This window comes from Micromonospora sp. NPDC023869 (assembly GCF_055559695.1).
In genome coordinates this window covers 366,169-383,748 of the sequence record NZ_JBVHKD010000004.1, presented here as the reverse complement: position 1 = coordinate 383,748, position 17,580 = coordinate 366,169, and the positions used below count along the sequence as shown (strand labels likewise).

General features: G+C 67.3%; 20 protein-coding genes. 1 reads left to right on the top strand and 19 read right to left on the bottom strand.

Annotated elements, in window-relative coordinates; translation table 11 throughout:
• Window positions 1–31 precede the first annotated feature (31 nt).
• Window positions 32–313 carry a hypothetical protein gene (locus ACZ31C_RS15305; protein ID WP_465795807.1) on the top strand — a complete coding sequence of 94 codons (282 nt, stop codon included), beginning with the start codon at window positions 32–34 and terminating at the stop codon, window positions 311–313.
• Here the strand turns inward: ACZ31C_RS15305 and ACZ31C_RS15300 are convergent.
• From ACZ31C_RS15300 to ACZ31C_RS15210, 19 genes are all read right to left on the bottom strand, one after another.
• A complete protein-coding gene (locus ACZ31C_RS15300) occupies window positions 310–705 on the bottom strand; it encodes a hypothetical protein (protein WP_465795806.1) in 396 nt (131 codons plus the stop codon). The genes ACZ31C_RS15305 and ACZ31C_RS15300 overlap by 4 nt on opposite strands.
• On the bottom strand, window positions 705–1,163 hold the full coding sequence (locus ACZ31C_RS15295) for a hypothetical protein (RefSeq protein WP_465795805.1): 459 nt from the start codon (window positions 1,161–1,163) through the stop codon (window positions 705–707). Before ACZ31C_RS15295 ends, ACZ31C_RS15300 begins: the two co-directional genes overlap by 1 nt.
• 1 nt (window position 1,164) lies before the next feature.
• Window positions 1,165–2,196 carry a peptidoglycan-binding domain-containing protein gene (locus ACZ31C_RS15290; RefSeq protein ID WP_465795804.1) on the bottom strand — a complete coding sequence of 344 codons (1,032 nt, stop codon included), beginning with the start codon at window positions 2,194–2,196 and terminating at the stop codon, window positions 1,165–1,167.
• A complete protein-coding gene (locus ACZ31C_RS15285) occupies window positions 2,193–2,450 on the bottom strand; it encodes a hypothetical protein (RefSeq protein WP_465795803.1) in 258 nt (85 codons plus the stop codon). The genes ACZ31C_RS15290 and ACZ31C_RS15285 overlap by 4 nt, the downstream gene beginning before the upstream one ends.
• Before the next feature lie 61 nt (window positions 2,451–2,511).
• On the bottom strand, window positions 2,512–4,449 hold the full coding sequence (locus ACZ31C_RS15280) for an alkaline phosphatase D family protein (RefSeq protein ID WP_465795802.1): 1,938 nt from the start codon (window positions 4,447–4,449) through the stop codon (window positions 2,512–2,514).
• Window positions 4,450–4,491: 42 nt separating this feature from the next.
• Complete coding sequence (locus ACZ31C_RS15275; protein ID WP_465795801.1) at window positions 4,492–5,172, bottom strand: hypothetical protein; 681 nt, start codon at window positions 5,170–5,172, stop codon at window positions 4,492–4,494.
• A 10-nt stretch (window positions 5,173–5,182) separates the two neighbouring features.
• Entirely contained in the window at window positions 5,183–6,130 is a 948-nt protein-coding gene (locus ACZ31C_RS15270) for a hypothetical protein (RefSeq protein ID WP_465795800.1), read from the bottom strand.
• An 18-nt stretch (window positions 6,131–6,148) separates the two neighbouring features.
• Window positions 6,149–7,339, bottom strand: a complete 1,191-nt coding sequence (locus ACZ31C_RS15265) for a Gp37-like protein (protein WP_465795799.1) — start codon at window positions 7,337–7,339, stop codon at window positions 6,149–6,151.
• 1 nt (window position 7,340) lies between these two features.
• Window positions 7,341–8,186, bottom strand: a complete 846-nt coding sequence (locus tag ACZ31C_RS15260; protein ID WP_465795798.1) for a phage distal tail protein — start codon at window positions 8,184–8,186, stop codon at window positions 7,341–7,343.
• 158 nt (window positions 8,187–8,344) lie between these two features.
• Window positions 8,345–12,223, bottom strand: coding sequence for a hypothetical protein (locus tag ACZ31C_RS15255; protein ID WP_465795797.1), 3,879 nt, complete (start codon window positions 12,221–12,223; stop codon window positions 8,345–8,347).
• A gap of 27 nt (window positions 12,224–12,250) precedes the next feature.
• Window positions 12,251–12,652 carry a hypothetical protein gene (locus ACZ31C_RS15250; protein WP_465795796.1) on the bottom strand — a complete coding sequence of 134 codons (402 nt, stop codon included), beginning with the start codon at window positions 12,650–12,652 and terminating at the stop codon, window positions 12,251–12,253.
• Window positions 12,653–12,684: 32 nt separating this feature from the next.
• On the bottom strand, window positions 12,685–13,242 hold the full coding sequence (locus ACZ31C_RS15245) for a hypothetical protein (RefSeq protein ID WP_465795795.1): 558 nt from the start codon (window positions 13,240–13,242) through the stop codon (window positions 12,685–12,687).
• A gap of 109 nt (window positions 13,243–13,351) precedes the next feature.
• A complete protein-coding gene (locus ACZ31C_RS15240) occupies window positions 13,352–13,867 on the bottom strand; it encodes a phage tail tube protein (RefSeq protein WP_465795794.1) in 516 nt (171 codons plus the stop codon).
• A complete protein-coding gene (locus tag ACZ31C_RS15235; RefSeq protein WP_465795793.1) occupies window positions 13,864–14,193 on the bottom strand; it encodes a hypothetical protein in 330 nt (109 codons plus the stop codon). Before ACZ31C_RS15235 ends, ACZ31C_RS15240 begins: the two co-directional genes overlap by 4 nt.
• Window positions 14,194–14,204: 11 nt before the next feature.
• Window positions 14,205–14,657: a hypothetical protein gene (locus ACZ31C_RS15230; RefSeq protein WP_465795792.1), complete on the bottom strand. Its 453-nt coding sequence runs from the start codon at window positions 14,655–14,657 to the stop codon at window positions 14,205–14,207.
• 21 nt (window positions 14,658–14,678) lie between these two features.
• On the bottom strand, window positions 14,679–15,050 hold the full coding sequence (locus ACZ31C_RS15225; protein ID WP_465795791.1) for an HK97-gp10 family putative phage morphogenesis protein: 372 nt from the start codon (window positions 15,048–15,050) through the stop codon (window positions 14,679–14,681).
• Entirely contained in the window at window positions 15,050–15,487 is a 438-nt protein-coding gene (locus tag ACZ31C_RS15220) for a DUF6093 family protein (protein WP_465795790.1), read from the bottom strand. The genes ACZ31C_RS15225 and ACZ31C_RS15220 overlap by 1 nt, the downstream gene beginning before the upstream one ends.
• Window positions 15,488–15,491: 4 nt before the next feature.
• Window positions 15,492–16,127 carry a hypothetical protein gene (locus ACZ31C_RS15215; RefSeq protein WP_465795789.1) on the bottom strand — a complete coding sequence of 212 codons (636 nt, stop codon included), beginning with the start codon at window positions 16,125–16,127 and terminating at the stop codon, window positions 15,492–15,494.
• Entirely contained in the window at window positions 16,124–17,560 is a 1,437-nt protein-coding gene (locus tag ACZ31C_RS15210; RefSeq protein ID WP_465795788.1) for a hypothetical protein, read from the bottom strand. Before ACZ31C_RS15210 ends, ACZ31C_RS15215 begins: the two co-directional genes overlap by 4 nt.
• Window positions 17,561–17,580 lie beyond the last annotated feature (20 nt).

Genomic DNA, 17,580 nt, shown 5'->3' with positions numbered 1-17,580 from the left:
TTGGTGAAGAAGACGCGGCTAGGCTCACGTCATGCCAGGTCAGCCGCAGGTCAGACAGCACTCGTGGCTGTACCTGCCCGGCGACGACATCCCCGCCGCCACCGTCCGCGTCGAACAGCGCATGGACGGATCAGGTCGGTGGATCGTGCTGCACAGTGTGCCCGCCGACGCCCCCACCCAGCGCACCGAGCGCGACGGCCAGGACAGCGCCTACGCCGAAGCGCAGCGGCTACGAGACTGGATCGACGGGCTCTACCGCGACCAACACAACATCACCGGCCGGTGGGCCATCCACGAACGCGAGCCCTACTAGCCAAGCCCCCGACCGTTCTGCACCGGCACCGACTGCACCATCTCCCGCAACTCAGGAGACGCCGTCGGATCCGCCAAAATCACCTCACGCATTCGCACCATCAGCCGCACCACATCCCGCAACTGATCCCGGATCCGCTCCAGCTCGCTATTCGCCGCCGACGCCTTCTTGCGCGCCGACGACACCTCCGTCTCAAGCTCAGACACCCGGGCCTTCAACGGCTCCACCAACGTCAACGCCGTGTCAGTCAGCACGTCCGCCGCATCGGCCTTGAACTTGCGGCGCTGCAACAGCACCGTCACCAGCGCGGCAAGGCCCCCACCGCCGCCGAGCACCGCCACCACCGCGATGAGGATCTGCACCCACTGCGGGCCCCCCGACGCATCCTGCATCACATGTCCTTCTCCACTAGAAGCGGCACATCGGCGGTCACACCCCGCTCCGCAGCCCGAGCAACCCGCAACAGATCACGGCCAATCTGACCGACACGCCACCATGAGGCGACCGCCACCCCGGCCACGAAAGCGCCTGCCGCCACCGCCTGCATGCCGGAGATCACGAACAGGGCGATCGTGTACATGGTGGTGACGGTGCCGAGGACACTCACGCCCAGCAGTTCCACACCGAGTGCGGTAGACAGGCGGCCCGCCCACGTCACCCCCACCAGGCCCACCACCCCGGCCACCACCAGGCCGACTTCCCATGCGCCTTGTACAAACGACGGCATCGCAGCGGTCACCGACCGGGGGCGGGTGCTGCTGGCGACCAGGATGAGTCCGCAGGCGAGGGCGGCGATCAGGAAGGTGACCTCGAACGGGTGCCGGCCGGAGGTGATCTGAACGGGCCGCATGTCACCCCTTGGCGTCGGGTAGGGCAGACAGCAGCTCGAACACGACCCGCCGGTAGTCGAGATCCGCAACCAGGCGGGCGACGTCGATGTTGGCCGCCAACTGGGCGAGGTCCACCGTGCCCGCGAGCTGCCGGTAGTCCACCGTCGGAGCCGGGACGGCCGGCGGCTTCGGGGCGTGCTGGGCAATGAGTTGCCGCCAGTACGCGTCATCCATGCGCGTCCACGTCGCCGCCAGAACAGCCTTGCCGTCACCCGACCAGCCCGGATTCGTGGCCTTCTCGAACGCCACCACCGCAGCCACCATGTGATCGCCGTACACGCCGTCCGTCGACAGCGCCTCCTCCGTGCCGAACCCCGCCTGACCGGCCTTCTTGCCCGGATTGCGGGTACGGACACCCAGCCGGTTGAAGCGGAACTGTGCATCCCGCACGTTCTCGCCCCGGTCGCCGTAACGCACATGCCTGGACACGTCATCTCCCCCAGTGGATTGCTCGGACCCGATCAGGCCGATAGTGGTCAGGTAGCGGCGGAACAGCGACGTCAGATCGCGGCCCGCCTTGATCGCGTCGCGGAAGAACGAAAAGTGGGTGTGCCAGCGGTGCGACACGTCGCCAGTCGACCGGCGCTTGAGCCGATCCCAACGCTTGACGGTCTTCCCATCCGGGCTGTAGATGATCTCCCGAATGTCGAGGGTGTCCGCCGCTCCCCGCTCACACTCGCCCACACACCACACGCTGAACGTGAACAGGTTGTGGACCTTGCCGTTGCGGTCACGCCACTCGAACCAGCCCACATCCAGTGCGGCAGCATCCAACGTCAGCCCGTTGCGGTCCCGGGGCGACTCGACCACCGAATAGTCGTTCGCCAGCACCCGGTTCGATCCGCAGTGGTAGCCGCCACGGTGTGCGGCGTCGCCGACAATGCCGACTTCGTTCGGTTCCAGATCCTCGTGGCGAACCCGCGTCTCATCGACGTTGAGATGGTCGAGCAGCAGCCGCCGCACGGCCATCAGGTTCTCTGGTGCACGCGTCATGAATGCTCCCTCGGAGTGGCCACGTAGCGGGATGGGTCGTACGGGTCCTGCGCCACCTCGTAGCCGGCGGCGGCGAACGCGCCGAAGATCGGCCCGTCCACCACTCCGACGGACGCGGAGACCGGCCGCAGCTCACCGCCCGGCAGCGTCACCGACCCGGCGAACTCGACCTGATCGACCACGGTCGGCACCCCCTCCACCAGCACCTGAAACCGGATGACGTCACCGCGCCGGTAGACGGCCTGATCGAACACGACCCGCACCGTGACCGGCGGGGTGGTGGATCCTGCATACAGCGGCACGCGCACCCCCAGGTCAGCGCAGATGGATGCCCCAGCGGGCAGGCAGGGCGGCAGCGGCAGGCACCTCAACGGTCATAGACACGCGGACCACATCGTCGGCGGACGTGATGCCGGAGTAGGCGACCGTGATGGACGCCCCCGAGTCCTCAATGTCCAGCCAGCCGTAGGCGCGCAAGTTGGTGTTGTGGACGCCGTAGTAGTAGCCGTGCGTCCACGTCTCGTACGGCTGGCTGCTGCCCTGGTCGAAAGCGGCGCCGCCGACGTTAGGCCAGTAGGTGCCACCGGACGGGCCGCCGGTGCCGTCGTCTGCGTAGAGGGCGTGCCGGTCGCCGGACACGACCAGGACTTTGCCGATCGCGGCACCTTGTGCGGCCACCCAGTCGCGGATTTCGGCCCACTCGGTTTGGTAGGAGCCCCACCGGTCGCCGCCGACGGCGTCACGCCGCCAGTAGATACCCGACATGACGATCTTGAGGGGTTCGGGCTGTTGAAGCTGCGCCCGAAACCACGCCTTCTGCTCGCTGCCCAGCAGCGTCTTCGACGACGACTCGGGGAGGGTGCGATCTGACCGCTGCGACCTCGTGTCCAGTGCGATAAACCGCACCCGGCCGATCACCCACGACTGGTGGATAGCCACCGTGCCAGCCGTTGCCAGCGGATAGTGCGGCACCACCTGCCGGTATGCGGCAGCCAGCACCGGACCTGCTGGTGCGGAGGCGTTGCTGTCGGTGCCGCCCCAGTCATGGTTGTCCCACACGTACGCGGTCGGCACCGTCGACAGCAAAGTCATCATGTTGGGGGTGCCGAGACTCGACTTCCACTGCGCCACCACATCGGCCGCCGTAGTGCCTGCGCCGAAGTCTCTGTAGTGCCAGTCGCCTTCGTGGAGCATGCGGCGGGCTTTGCCGTACGGCCCTTCACGCTCCGCGATCTTGGAGAAGGTGATCGCGTTGCTGTTCGTCTGCTGGCAACTGCCGAAGGCAACCGAGAAGCTGGCCGGGCTGCCCGGTGTCGGATCCGTACGGAACGAACCCCGGCCCGAATCCAGTAGCACCCCATCAGCTTCGATGCCGAAGTAGTGCAGGGTGTCCACCGCCAGCGACCCGCGCGACAGCTTCACGAACCCATCCGCGTCGGGGCTTGCCGCCGACGAGTAGACAGGCGACGACAGGGACTCCGACGTCGACACCACCAGCCGCGCCGACCCGATGTGCGACGTGCCGTACGACACGACCGTGCTGTTGTGGGTGACAGCACCCACCCAGACGTGCCCCACCGTCGGTGTTGGCACCGCAGGCCCTAACCACGCCGTCGTCGAAGCGCCCACGTAGCGGATGTGCATGCTCGTAGACGACGCGGGTGACGCCGATGCGCCCACTATGTAGCGGATCGACGACACCGGGCCGCCCAACACCTGCGCGGTGAACGGCCCCAACACCTCGACCGGGCTGGTGCCGTTGCCCGCGAAAATGCGGACCTCGATCTCGCCGGCCGAGTTGTGTCCGGCCGCCGCCACCTCAATGCGATGGTGCGTGCCCGTGGCGAGAGCCGACGACGCCGACCCGACCGTGCTGTTGGCCGCGTTACGCACCTGCACCGTCGCCGACGACGTCAACTCGACCCGCCACCTCTGCGCCGACCCAGACATGCCGCGCACAATCGCCAGCCCGGTGGCCGGCGCTGTCGCGAAGTCCAAGCCGATCGACGCGTAGAGGACGGCGGAGGTACCAGACGGCACGAGCGCGGTAGCCCACTCCACATACGCGGGCTGGCCCGCAGACGCGCCCACGGTGACGTTGGCGCCGCCACCCGACGCGATCGTCAGAGTGTTGCCAGCGCCGACGGAGACCGCATCAAACGGGGTGCCGGCATCCCCGTTTCCGGAGGACGCCGCCGACACTGCCGCGCCTGACGTCTGGCCCGTCGCGAACGTGTTCAGGATCGTCGGCACAGCCAGCCCCTCCCCGTCGTGGTGATTGCGGGTCGCATAGGACTAGCTGCTGGTCACGACGATCTGCACGACCAGATTCGCGGCGCCCGTTCCGGCGGAGTCGACATCGACCGTCAGGTAGTCGTTGATGCCCAGTTCCGTCACCTCAGCGAGCGTGTTTTTGCCGCTGGTGGTCTGACCCGTGCCGATCGCCGGACGGTTGACTTGCGTCGGATAGATGGTGGTGCCGTTGCGGTTCACGTCGATGATCACGCTTCCAGCCGATGGGCCAGTGCCCGCAGACACCCGCACCCCCGCGATCCGCATAGGCGCACTGGTGTCGTTGTACAGCCTGTGCACGCCGACGCCAGCAGTAACCGCGCCCGACACAGACAGAGGCGGCAGCAGCACCCCCGGATCCACCGTGATGTCGGCCGCGTTGACAGTCACCATCACCGCGCGAGGCCCAGTACCCGCCTGAGCCCACATCACCGTCACACCGTCAGGGCCCCGAAACTGCGGGATCTGACCCGGGGCGCTCGTTTCGCTGGCCGACGACGACGTCACCGCCGCGATCGGATCCCCGCCCATGTCCAACAGATCCGTGTACTGGGATCCGCCAGTCTGCGCGTTCCAAAACGTGATCTCGACACCGTCCGCCAGGCGGGCAAGCTTGTCGGTGCCGTCGACTGTCGCAGTGCCGAAAGCCCAGTCGGCCAGGCCACCACCAAAGACGTACCGCACAGCAGCCCTCCTAGTCCTGAACCCACGTGTCGACGCACGACACGGCTCGACCCACGGCGATGCCGTTGTGGTAGGCGATCGAAATGTCGCCGTTGGCGCGGACCGTGACCCGACCCGACTGGCCGTTTAAGTTGATGGATGCAGACGGAAACCGCTGGCGGGTCGGGGCTAGGCCGGACGGCAGGCTGCACATGATCTGTTCGGATCCGGCCGCCACGTTGGAGGTCTCCCTGAAAACGTCGAGTTCCAGGTAGATGGCGCCGTTGAATCTGCGAGCCCGAGCAACACCGGTGGTGCGCAGCGACCAGTTGGTGCGCAGCGAGCACGACAGCCAGCCGGTGTCCTCACGCACCACCTGCCAGGCATCTCCGGTCGACACCAGATATCGGCCGGCGGGGTGTTCCCACACCACACGGCCCGGCTCGTGCGGCGGGCGGGTCGTCGCCGTGCACCGGTACTGGCCGTCGGAGCCGACATACCAGGCGCGGGGCACACATTGGGCAGGTGTGGTGTTGGCGGTCGTCGCACTGTAGGGAACCGTCACCTCAGCCAACGGCAACTCCCACACACCGGTGGCGGTGTTGACGCCGTAGGTGGGAGTCGGCGCCACCGGTGACGCAACAGCCGTGCCCTTGATGACCGCAGGTGCGACAGTCCACGGGTTCCGGGACATGCGTAGCACGATCAGGTCGATGCGGCTCGTTCCGGCCGTGGAGTTGGCGTCGAGTGGCACTGACACTTCGTCGTCGCCCGAATGCCATCGCAGCCCACGCAGCAGCACAGTCCGATTCGCGCGGATTTTGACGCCGCGTAGGGTGCTGTCGGCGTACACCAGCGCCGGATCCGTCGGGAAACCGTAGACGCCATCAGTGGTGTACGTGTGGGCGAGGTCTTCATACTCGCGTGGCGTGAGCGCCCGCGAGTTGTAGGCGGTGGTGGGGAATGCGTAGCCGGCCACACCACACCTCCGATCCTGCTAGAGGGGGATCTCGACCAGGGCGCCGCGCCGCGAGAGGGCACGCAGAATGTCGCGCTGCACGGCAGCGGCAGGGTTGAGCATTTGAGCGGAGTTGGCACCGATGACCGGGCGGATCGTCTCCCCCTGCTCCGGGTCAACCTCGATCTCGACAGCGGCAACAATGTCCGGAACGTCCGGCAGGCCGGGCACCACCTCAACCGCGACCAGAGCGCCAAGCGGATAGTCGTCGCCGAACCGCTGGCCTTCCACGTCCGCAGCGACCACAGCGAGGCGCTGCACCTCGGCGGCGTTGGCGATCTCCTCATCAACCAGCGCGTTCAGTTCGGTGATGTTGTCCGCCCCGGACGCGTCCACGAACGTCTCAATCCGCCACCAGTCGCCCGGCGTGCCACGCTCCACAATCAGCCGGTTGACTCCGGCGTCCTTGCCGCCGCCAATACCGACCGTGGCCCGGGGTGCTTCCGGATCGTGTTTGATCGACAGAACGTTGCCCATGCTGCGCGAAAACCAGATCTTGCCGGTCAGGTCGGTCGGCTCATACACCTGAAATTCGATGTCGTCACCGACTTGCTGGGTGCGGAACCCGACCCGTGTCGACGAGATGGCGGCGATGCCGCGAAGGTCGTCGGTGACCGGCTGGAAGCGGGTAGACCACGTGACGGAGCCGCCGACACCAGCGGTGGTGCCGAGAACCAGCCGGGGAATGCGGCGTGCGACGAGTGCCCCTGGGCCGCCGTTGTCGCCGACCAGCGAACGCATCAGCACCTCAGGTGTGCCAGTGGCCGTCCATTTGGCGACTGTCTGCGCGGTGGCTGCCTGCGCAGGGTTCGGGTAGGAGATGCGGCCAGCGATGAGGGCCAGGTCGTCGGCGAATCGGATGGTGATGTCGCCGTTGCCGTCGTAGCCGTCGCGTTCCGCCTCGTAGTCGGTCGGCGTGTACTCGATTGGCCCGGCGAGCAGGATCGTCCCGTTGCGTTCGATCACTGCCCGCGACATGGGGGTGCGTGCCGCAGCCACCAGTTCGGGATGTGCGGGGCAGGTGAACTCGCCGCTGCTGACTTCGTTGTGGCGCAAAGTCACGGAGATGGCAGACCAGTCATCTACCTGCTGGGAGATCGGTGCCAAGTTGTGGTCGGTGATCCAGATCGTGTATTCGGCGGCGACCGGCGCCGGCCCGTGTACGCCCATGTCAGGCGGTTTCGTAGCGCGGATAGAACGACATGCTGATGCGTGTTTCTGGCCCAGCCCCGGCCACGGTGAAGTCGATGTCGTTCACCCCCGGCTCCAACCGCCACAACGTCGACCCAGGTCGGGCGAGCGCACCGTTGATTGCCGCCCCGGAACTGTCAGCTACCCGGCCAGGTCGAGTCGTGATCGTGATCCACTCGCCGGCAGACAGCGTCTGGTTGACCGTGAACGTTCTACCGAGCGTGTTGTTCGTTGCGACCAGTTGCGTGGCGGGACCGTCCAGGCGCCACGTCGGCCACGCCTCCACCTCGCCCGGGTTGAACATCTGCGTTGCGCCGATCACGTCACCGGACGAGATGTTCGGGAATGGGTCCAGGAAGTCGCCGGACTCGCCAGTCGACCGCTCTAGCGGTATCGGCTGCGAATCCCGCCAAAACCCGTCCGGGCACAGCAGGGTCAGCGTCGGCGTGTCGTAGGTGTGGCCCTGGCCCGGTTCGCCGTCCCAGCCGCTTTGGTAGTAGGCCAGGATCTCCCGTGCTGTGCCGTCGGGGCGGCGCAGCCTGAACAGGCCCGGACCCTGCCTGCGGGTGAGGGCGAACGCTGCTGCGACCTGCCGCCACCTGGTTTGGAACTCCATGTGGGTGCGGCCCCGAACCCGCACCGGCCACACCAGGGTTCGCTGCTGGGAGCGGACCCCGATGACGGTGACGCCGCCGCGAGGGTCCGGGCGGGTGATCAGATTGACTGGTGTGATGCCGTATCCCGACACCGCGTTCATGGTGAAGAACTCGCGGCCCGGGGCGTTCAACACCCACTCGCGGCCGGTGGGGTCGATCCAGATCGGCACGTACTCGCCTGGGTCGACAACCTCGGGTCGAACTACCGGCGGCGGTGGAGGCGGTGGAGGTGGGGTGACGGGCGGGGTGGTGGTGGTTGCGCCGGTGTACAACGGCATCCGCCACCACCACCCTCACCGACCCGAGTGGATGGATGGACGGGCTGCGGTCAGCCCTTGCGGCCGGTGCGGGACCTACTGTCGAGCTGCCGCAGCATCGACTGGAAGTCGGCGAGCGTCATCCTCTGCTGGCCGCCGTACACGTTGAGGGTGTTCGTGTTAGTGGTCGACACGTCCCCCTTGCCGGACGGCACATACCGGCCGCCGTACCAGCCTGCGCCGACGCGCAGCAGATCCTCGCCGCGCCGACGGTCCCCGATGCGGGGAACGAATATCTCCCCGCCAGTGGACGGTTCGGCGAACCCGTACATGGTGCGGATCCCGGAGAACAGGCCGCCCTGCGTCATCTTTCGCGGCTGCCCGCCCGGCCCGTACACCCCACCGATCAGGTTAGGCGTGAGGACGATCTTGCCGTACTCCTTGAGCAGGCCGTCGATCTGAGCTTTCGGCATCCCGGATTGCGTGAGCACCTGCCGCAGTTGAGCAACGTACTGCTCGTACACGGCCGTGGCGGTCTTCTTGTTGCCGGTCTGTTCCAGCACCGCCTGCGCTGCGCGCTCCGCCGACTTCAAGAACCCAAACAACTCGGTCAGGTTCTCGCGGCCGGTCACATCCTTGATGTCCAAGGTCGGCTTCACCAGACTGAAATGGTCGACCAACTTTGCTAGAGACTCCTCGGCCGCAATCCGGCCTTCCATCGCCGCGACGTTCTTCTCCGACGAGGGGAGTGCCTTGGTTGGCTTGTCCGGCACGTCGTAGGTGGGCCGCTGCGACATGGACGCCATCAGCTTCTTGATGGTCGCCGCGTTCACGCCCTGCTGCTTGAGGGTTGCCCGTAGCCGCTTGATGTGCGAGTCGTAGGCAGCATTGGCTTTCGTGATACTGCCGGTCTCCTCATACTTCGCCTCCGCCGCCGCCTGCGCGGCCCGGATCGCCGACGTCAGTGCGCCCCGGTTCTCCCGGCCCTTCGCCGTGGACAGGCTGAACGATCGCCCGTTCTCCTTGAGGCTCTTGTTGAGGTCGATGACGGCGTCGCGGGCACGAATGTACGTGTCCACCGTGTCCAGCCGGCTCCCACGCTCACGCGGAGCCGGACCCGGCGGGGGTGGAGCAATCGACACCAGACCCGACCGGGCTGCGGTCGTCGACATGACCCCACCGGCTGCCATCGGCACCACGGCAGCCTTGTTCCATGCCGCTGCTTCGCTGAGGATCGACAGGTTGCGTTGCCGGTTACCGCGCCTCGGGATGTACGCCTCACCGCCCGTCTCGGGCTCCGCGAACTGCATCAACGGCGGATTCGACGCCGGGTAGATGCCGGCCTGCATGATGCCGCCGTCCGCCATCGCAGTCGGCGTCCACACGCCACCCCACCGGTTGTTGCCCTTGAGTACACGTCCTCCGGGCATCCGCAGGTCCCCGGTCGACGTCCACCGGACGGTGCCCGTCACGTAGATGTGCTTGGACTTGAGGGCGTCGATGCGGGACTTGAGGACCCGAACCGCAGCCTCAGCCTCCGACGTGGTGGCATAGAACGGCACCGTTTTGCTGGGCGGGATCCGCTTGAACGCCTCATGGAAACTGTTGACCTTGCCCGTGGCCTCCGGCAAACCCGGCGTCGTCACCGGCACAGCCTTCAAATCGGGCATCGCCGAGTACTTGCCGATCAGCACATCGATCTGCTCGGCCGTCAGCTTCTTCTCGCCCAGCATCTTGCGCAGCCGACCAATGTACGAGTCGTAGACGCCGCTGGCCTGCTCGATCGACCCAGTCTCGTCGTAGGTTGCCTGCGCGGACTTCGCCGCCGCCTGCACCAGATCGAGCGTCAGTTGAAGGTTCTCGCGGCCCTTCTCGTTGTTGGTGTTGAACTCTCCGGTCCGCTTGTTGAGGGCCAGTCCGTTCTCCTTCAACGCGGCACTCAGCCGGTCAACCGCGTCTTCGGCCCGAATTTCTGCCTCAGCGGCGTCAATCGCGGCCTGGTTCAACTCCTCGAAGATGCCGATCAGGTCACGGCCGTTACGAACCGCGTCACGCATGCCACCCGACAGCAGCTTCGTACGAGCCTCAAGCTCAGCCACCGACCCGGCACCGTTGTGGGCCGCGTTCTGTAGCCGCTCAAGCTCAGACCACGTGGACGGCAGCAACTTCGCCAGTTCGGCCGTCGACAGCCCCGACTCGGCCAGCACCTTCTGCCATGCCTGAGTGACACCAGCCGTGTTGTTGGTGGTGCGCGCGTACTGGCTCATCGCCGCATCCAGTTTTTGGAACCGCTCCACCGAGCCGGTGAAACTGCCGCCCTGGAAAATCTCGTTCAGGCTCTTGACGTGCGGGAAGATCGACTCGAAGGCGCGGGCAGTCTTCGCGAAGAACCCGTCACCGGCAGCCCCGGCGGCCTTGTTCAAGCCGTCCAGGTTGTCGCCGAACGCCCTCGTGAGTTCGCCGCCGACCTCGCCGGTTTCGGCGTACCGCTTTACCGCCTCCGTCAACCGGTCCACGTTCGCTGCGGCCGGCTCGAACTGCTCCATCACCACACCGAGCAGTTGCAGCGCCAACAGTGCCGTCATGGCCCTGCCGGCACCAGCGGCCAAGGTTGTCAGACCGCGACCGGCGGTCGCCCCCGCCCCGCCGAGTGCCGTCAGCTTCGCGGCAGTGCCAGTCGCGGCCACGCCCAGCGCCGCAACGGCGGTCGTCGTCTTCTGCACCACCGCACCGAGTGCGACAGCGGCAATCACCGTCGACTGCACACCATCCGGCAGCGCCTGGAACAGGTCGAACACGACCCGCAAAGCCTGCGAACCGGCGGCGAGAATGTCGAACATGGTGGCGAGGCCGTCGCGGGTGGCCGGGTCTGCGAGAGCGTCGCGGGCGATCGTGCCGAGCGGCCCGAGCACATCGGCCATGCCCTCGTAGGCTGCCGTCAGCGTGTCGACGATCCCGGCCACATCGGCAGCCGACCGGCCGCTCTTGATGTACGCGTCGAGCGTCGAAGCGGCTTCCACGATGGAGCCGTTCTGCCGGTTGACGGCGCCAACAACCTGGCCGGTGATGGCGAGGATGTCGCCGACGATGGACAGCAGCGCCCCACCGGACTCAACGCCGGTGCGGAAGAACTCGTCCAGCGAACCCGTCCGGCGGGCTTTCTGGGCGGCGGCGTTCATCTTGTCGATGCCGCCCGCAAGCCGGTCACCGATCAGCCGCACCAGCGGGTCCGCTGACATCATCAGGATCGACCACGACCGGGCGAGTGCCTGCGTCCGCACCGCCAACTGGTCCACGAACCGGGCCGTCGACTGCGATGCAACCCCAACACCGGCAAGGAAGGTCGTGTCGGCGGCGGCGTCCGTGAGGGCAGTCCACGTGCGGTCCCATGCCCTGCCGAGAATCACGGCCTCGGTGGTGAGACGTGGCAACGTGGTGGTCGCCAACCGGTTGAAGTTGCCCGACGCCGACCCAAGTGCAGCGTCCTGGATCGACTGCTGAAACGCCAACAACTCCGGCTTCAACCGGCCCATCTCGTTGACGAGGGCACGAGCCGACGGGGACAGACGGCCGAACGGGTCATCGTTGTCGAAGATCTCGTCCAGGGCGTCGCCGACACCCAGGGTGGCGACCTTGAGGGTTCCCAGCGAAGCGGCAACCCCGGTCAGCATGCCCGGCAGAACACTCGCGCCCGTTGCCGTCGCCGCAAGCAGCGGAGGCAGCAGTTTGAGTGATCCGCCAGCCGCAGCAGCGCCACCGGCCACCAGCAGCAGACCGGTGGACGCCTTCCGGCCGTAGTCGGATGCGGCGTTCGCCGCCTTCGTCAAGTCGGCGGCGGTCCGTTTCGACGTGCCGCCGAGGGCTTCCTGAGACTCCCGCAGGCGGCGCGTCATCCGCTCGGCCTCAGTCGCGCCACTGGTGTAGTCGCGGACCAGCAGCCGCAGACGCACAGACACAGTCCGGTCCGCCACGAGGGGTCACCCCCTCGGTGTCAGAGCCTGCCTCGGCGGCCGATCAACCAGCGCGGCAGTGTGAATCACATATCCGGCCGTGTCAGGGGACTTCTTGTTCCACGCCTCTTCCGCCTTGACAAGCACCTTGCAGCTGAAACACTCAGTCGGCAGCTCGGCCACATACATGCGCTTCGACAGCTTGTTCTCGGGGTCGTTGTCGGGATTCGCGCACTCGGCAAGTGGTTGCCCACACTTGCGGCACAGGCTGGACTCGTACCAGTCCAAGGCGAGCATCCACGCGCGTTCACGCGCATCCCACTCCGGCTCGCGGCGCGTCACCCACCGCTTCGGGCGTCCCGATTCGTCCCAGTCGACGACCTCAGTCGACTCGGCAGGCTCCCACCCGTCGAACCGGCGCAGCGACACACCCAGGGTGCGGGCAGCGGTCAGCTTCCGCCTCAGATCGGGGTGGCTGCTGATCCGCTCAGCAAGAAAGGGACATCCTCCTCCACCTGGTTCAGCATCCAGGCGGCGTTCGCGAGCTTGTTGAACTGGGCATCCGACAGCTTCTTGTCGAGCTTCTCCCAGCGGTCTCCGGTCATCGGCGGCTCGGCAATCGACTGCTGCACCAGTGCGGGGAAGAAGTCCGTCGAGTTGACGCCGATCGAGTCGCGCGGGTCGCGGCGCCCGTCCTTGTCTCGGCGCGGCGGATGCTTCGAGAACAACTCAGCCCACGCCTGGCGGTCCAGCGCCACCAGCTTGAACGGGACGGTCTGGGCGCGCATCTTCTCGGCCAACTCGTCCAGCACCGACTGTTCCGGGTCGGGGTCCGACTTCGGCGTTCGGTTCGCCATCCGGTCGTCGCCGTCCAGGCGCCCGTCGTTGTCGGCGTACGTGGCACGCTCGTCGATGCGGGCCTTCACCGACTCATACTCGGCGCGCAGTTTTCCGTTCAGACAGAGCGGCACCACCGTTTCGCGTGGCGACGCCTCATCCAGTAGAAGGTCAAAATCCATGATTGCTCCCCAGCAGGTCACTTACGAAGGTGGGGGCGAGCCGAACCGCGACACCCATGCACGGCCCGGCCCGCCCCCGATCAGGAGGAAGAGGGAAGAGAAGGCGGGATCAGGCGCCGCCGGTCACCACTTCGACGTCACGGCGCACCGGCCCGGTGATGAACGCCTTCTGCACGATTCGGTGCACGCCGTTGCGGGTGGGGGCCTGCTTGCGCTGGATGCCCATCTCCACCGGGATGACGTCCACGATGTCGTCGGCGGCGAAAGCGTCCTCCGAGTCGACGGCCCAGCGGGTCACCAGGTATCCGGCGGTGCCGGCGGGCAGGCCGATGCGGGCGGCGTCGTCGGTGGGGGAGGTCGGGTTGAACACGTACGTCAGTTCGAGGGTGTCGGTGAAGTCGCCGCGCGCCTCGAAAATCTGCTTCGAGCACAGGCGCGGGTCTTCCACCGTGTTCTCGCTGGTTTCGGCCGCGTAGCCGTCACCCGTCAGGTAGCACGACAGGTCGATCGACGACACGGCGTTGATCTCCGTGAGCGTCGGCGCGGCCGTGTTCGCGATGGCGGTCACGAACCGGACTGCGACGGTGCCGTTGGTGGTCACCGCCGTGGGCATGGGCTGCGTCACTTCTGGGCCCCCCTCTGGGTCTTGCCAGCCGAAGCCGGGGCCTCAACGTCGGTGGTGGTGTCGGTGTCGCCGGCCGTGGTCACGTCGCTGGCGCGGTCCGGCGTGCTGCTGTTGCCGGCCAGGTCGGTGCTGTGCTTCGGGCGGCGGGGGCGACCCGTGTAGTTCTTGTCGTAGCCCTCGACGGGCTTCATGCCGGGCCGCAGCGCGGTTTCCAGCACGTCATACCGGTGGCCTGTGGAGGTGTCCTCCACCCACACGTACGGGGTCCGGTTGGGGGTGGTGCGGGCTGCCCGCCGCCCCCCGCCGAGACGATCGTTCTCAGGCACGGTGATTCCTCTCAGGAGTTGGTGAGCGGGCTGCTGTGCAGCAGGAAAAGCAGGGCCGTCGTGTACACCTGCCGGCCGTCGTGGCTGCGCGGTGTCGGATCCGCCGCCGGTGGGGCGACGGACGCTTCGGGGTCTTGCTCGATGTCGCCGCAACGCCGGCCAGGAATCGCCGGCCGCTTGCGGTGTAGGGCGCGCCGGGCACGATCAGCAGCGCCGATTACGTCCAGAGGCGTGAGGGCGACGCAGGTGATTTGGGTGCGGGTCCACACGTCGCCGCCGTCACCGACAAGCCGCTGCAATCCCGGCGTCGCCGGAACACCCCACACGATGTAGTGCGGATAGGTGAGTTCGTCGTCGGGCACTTCGGGCGCACCCATGTGCACGTCGAACGCGGTGCCAGCGCGCAGCATCGCCTCAATGGCTTCCGCATGATCGACGGACGGTTCGACGGAGGGGGCAGTCACCAGACCACCCCCGACCGTCAGCTAGTCGAGCGGATCGGAGATCGCCTCAACGGCGGCGAGGAAGCCGGGCGTCACGACGTCGCGGGACTGATCCATGAACGGCTGCGGTGCCATATGGCGTGTCCCGCCGTTCACGAAATGCCCGTATCGGGCCGTTGGTCCCCATTCGCCTTCCATCGCGCCAGTCGCAGCGGACCCACTGAACTCGTGGCCGATACTCGACTTGAGGTGGCCGGTGAGGACCGGCGAAAACGCCTTAGCGGCGGCCTCGCCCGCCAGCGTCGACCGGCGCACCACCTGCGACCCTTGACCGCCGACGGCGGCGCGTTTCGTGCGTAGCTGCGCGGCGATGACCGTCAGTTCGCCGCCGCCGTCAACCCTGATGTCCACCATCACAACTCCCGACGGTTGATCGGCTGCTCGATGTCGGCACCGGCGACCCGCTGCCACGACAGGCCCGAGCGCGGCACATCCACGAGTCGCAGCCGCACGCCGGCAAGGCTCGGATCGGATACGTCACCGAGAACGTCCACCACATCCCGCACATGCAGGGCTGGCGCGTCGGCGGGCATCCGCAGCAGGTAGGCGCCCAAGGCAACCACCCGGTCTGCTTGCGCTTGCGGTGTCCCGCCGGGGTTGGCGCGCAGCGATGCGTCGCCCTCCCACAGCGTCTTGTCGGCATCGAACGAGGTGACCCCGGTCGTCTTGTCGCGGGTGCCGCCCTCGACGGGTCGGGATAGCCGTACCCGTACCGTCATTGAGCCCTCCACCACCGGCCGGTGATGTGCTTCGAAGCGGCGGTGGATGAGTGGCGAGTTCGGCAGTGGCATGACGTCACCACCTGCGGTAGGGGGCCTGCGGGTCGTAGTCGATGACGGAGATCGCCCACACGTCCGCGCCGTTGATTTCGTCGTCAGCCTGTTTGCGTAGTGCGGCAGCCGACTCGCGCAGTTCACGGCCTACTGAGGGTCCGTTGGTGGTCAGGTCGTTGGTGCTGATGTGTTTGGCTATCAGCACCTCGGAGCGGGCGATCGTGTCCAACGCCGCAGCGGCAGCCCGCTTCACCGAACCACGTTCAGCGGTCAGCAGCGCCGACAGTTGGGCGTCCTCGAACAGCGGCCCATGCTCGTCTACGTCGGTGATCAGCAGCCGCACCATGCCCACATCCGTGGACGGGTCCAGGGTGATCGGCGGCAACCCCACCAGGCTGCGCGCTACGACGAAGAACCCTTCGACGGCGTCCTCGTGGCTGCCGGATGCGGTGAGCCGCCATGCGTGACGGCCCGCCACCACAGCCGTGTACGAGGCGGTGTGCACGGCCCCGTCGCTGTCCACCGACATGGGGGCACTGCCACCGGACGGCAGCGTCACCGAGCCGGTGACGGTCGCACCCGTGGCAGGCTGTCCGGCCGCGTCAACCAGCGACCACACGGCGACGAACTGCTGCCCTTGCCAGTAGGTGCGGGTCACCGGACCACCACCTCACTGCGCGCCGGGGTCGACACCGTCGAGCGGGCGCCAACGGTCAGCCGGGATCCGGGAGGAACGGTGACTGTGCCGTATGCGGGAGGCGGGCGGTCTGCCGCCACGGTGGCGGTCATCGCTGACGCCGCCGACAAGTCGACCAGGCCGACGGTTGCGGCCACAGTCGACGCTGTCAGGTCTGATGCGGCAGACATCGCCGCTGTAGCGGGACGGCCAGCGGTCGCGGACACGTTCAGGGCAGCGGTCGCCGACCACGCTGCCAGTGCCGGCGTTGTGCGTCCGGCGACAGCAGCGAGCGCCGACATGGCGGTCAGGACTGATGCCCCTGATGCTTCGCCCTCTACCACAGATTCGAGCGCCGACGAGGCGGCGAGCGTCACCAAGCCGTCGACCGTGCGGCCCGCAGCCGCCGTCAGGTCGGATGCGGAGGTCAGGGCTGCCACGCCAGCTGACACGCCTGTGCCGCCGACAGTCAGTGCTGCCACAGCCGACATGTCTGCTGTTGCCGCCCGCACCGGCACCGCCGACGCGGCGAGAGCCGACGCCGCCGACCACGAGGCCGCCCCGCCAGCACCCCGCACACCGGAGGCGGACAGGTTCGTGGCGGCGGACAGGTTAACAACGCCGACGGCGGTGCGCGTCGCGGCGGCAGTCAGGCTGCTCACGGCCGCCAGATCGACCACGCCGGGTGTGGCGCGTGCTGGTGCGGCTGTCAGCGTTGATTCGGCTGATAGTGCGGCAGACGCGGCGTGGTCCACCACTGTGACGGCCGGACCGAGCAGGGCGCTGTCGGACCAGCCGCAGTCATCCAACCGCAGACTGATGTTCGTGGCCGCGTTGGTTTGACCGAACCACACTTCGCGTACGGGCCCGCCCAGGTTGACGCCATTCAGGTCACCGGAGTCCTGCGCGGCTGACGTCGAGTCGCCGTTGAAGATGTAGACGCGGGCTGTGGTGGAGGTGGATCCGCCGGCCGCAACCTCAACCCGCCAGTGTGTGCCCGCAGACAACGCGGTCGACGTCCAGATGGCCGTGTTGGCGGCGTTGTGTAGCGAAACCACACCGGCAGCGGTGACCTGGATCCTGAACCGCTGACCGCCGGAGCCGACGTTCATACCCCGCAGCGGAGACACCGTGCCCGAAACGGATGTCGGGTTGATGTAGAAGCGGAAGAATTGGACGTTCGTCGAATCGCCGGCGTTGACGGACCAGCCGCGCCGCTCCGCACCACCCGTACCGGCGGTCGTGACCTGCATGCACAGGCTGCCGTGCGCCGGGCCTGTAGTCGTGTAGGTGCAGGTGCCGCCCGCGATGGATGCGGTGAGCGTCCACGCGTCCCCTGACACCCCGCCCGAGTTGCCGGTGGTGATTGTGGTGGCGTTCGATCCGCCCTCAAACGAGTTGGTCAGATCGGCCACCGGGGCACCCCCTCAACGGC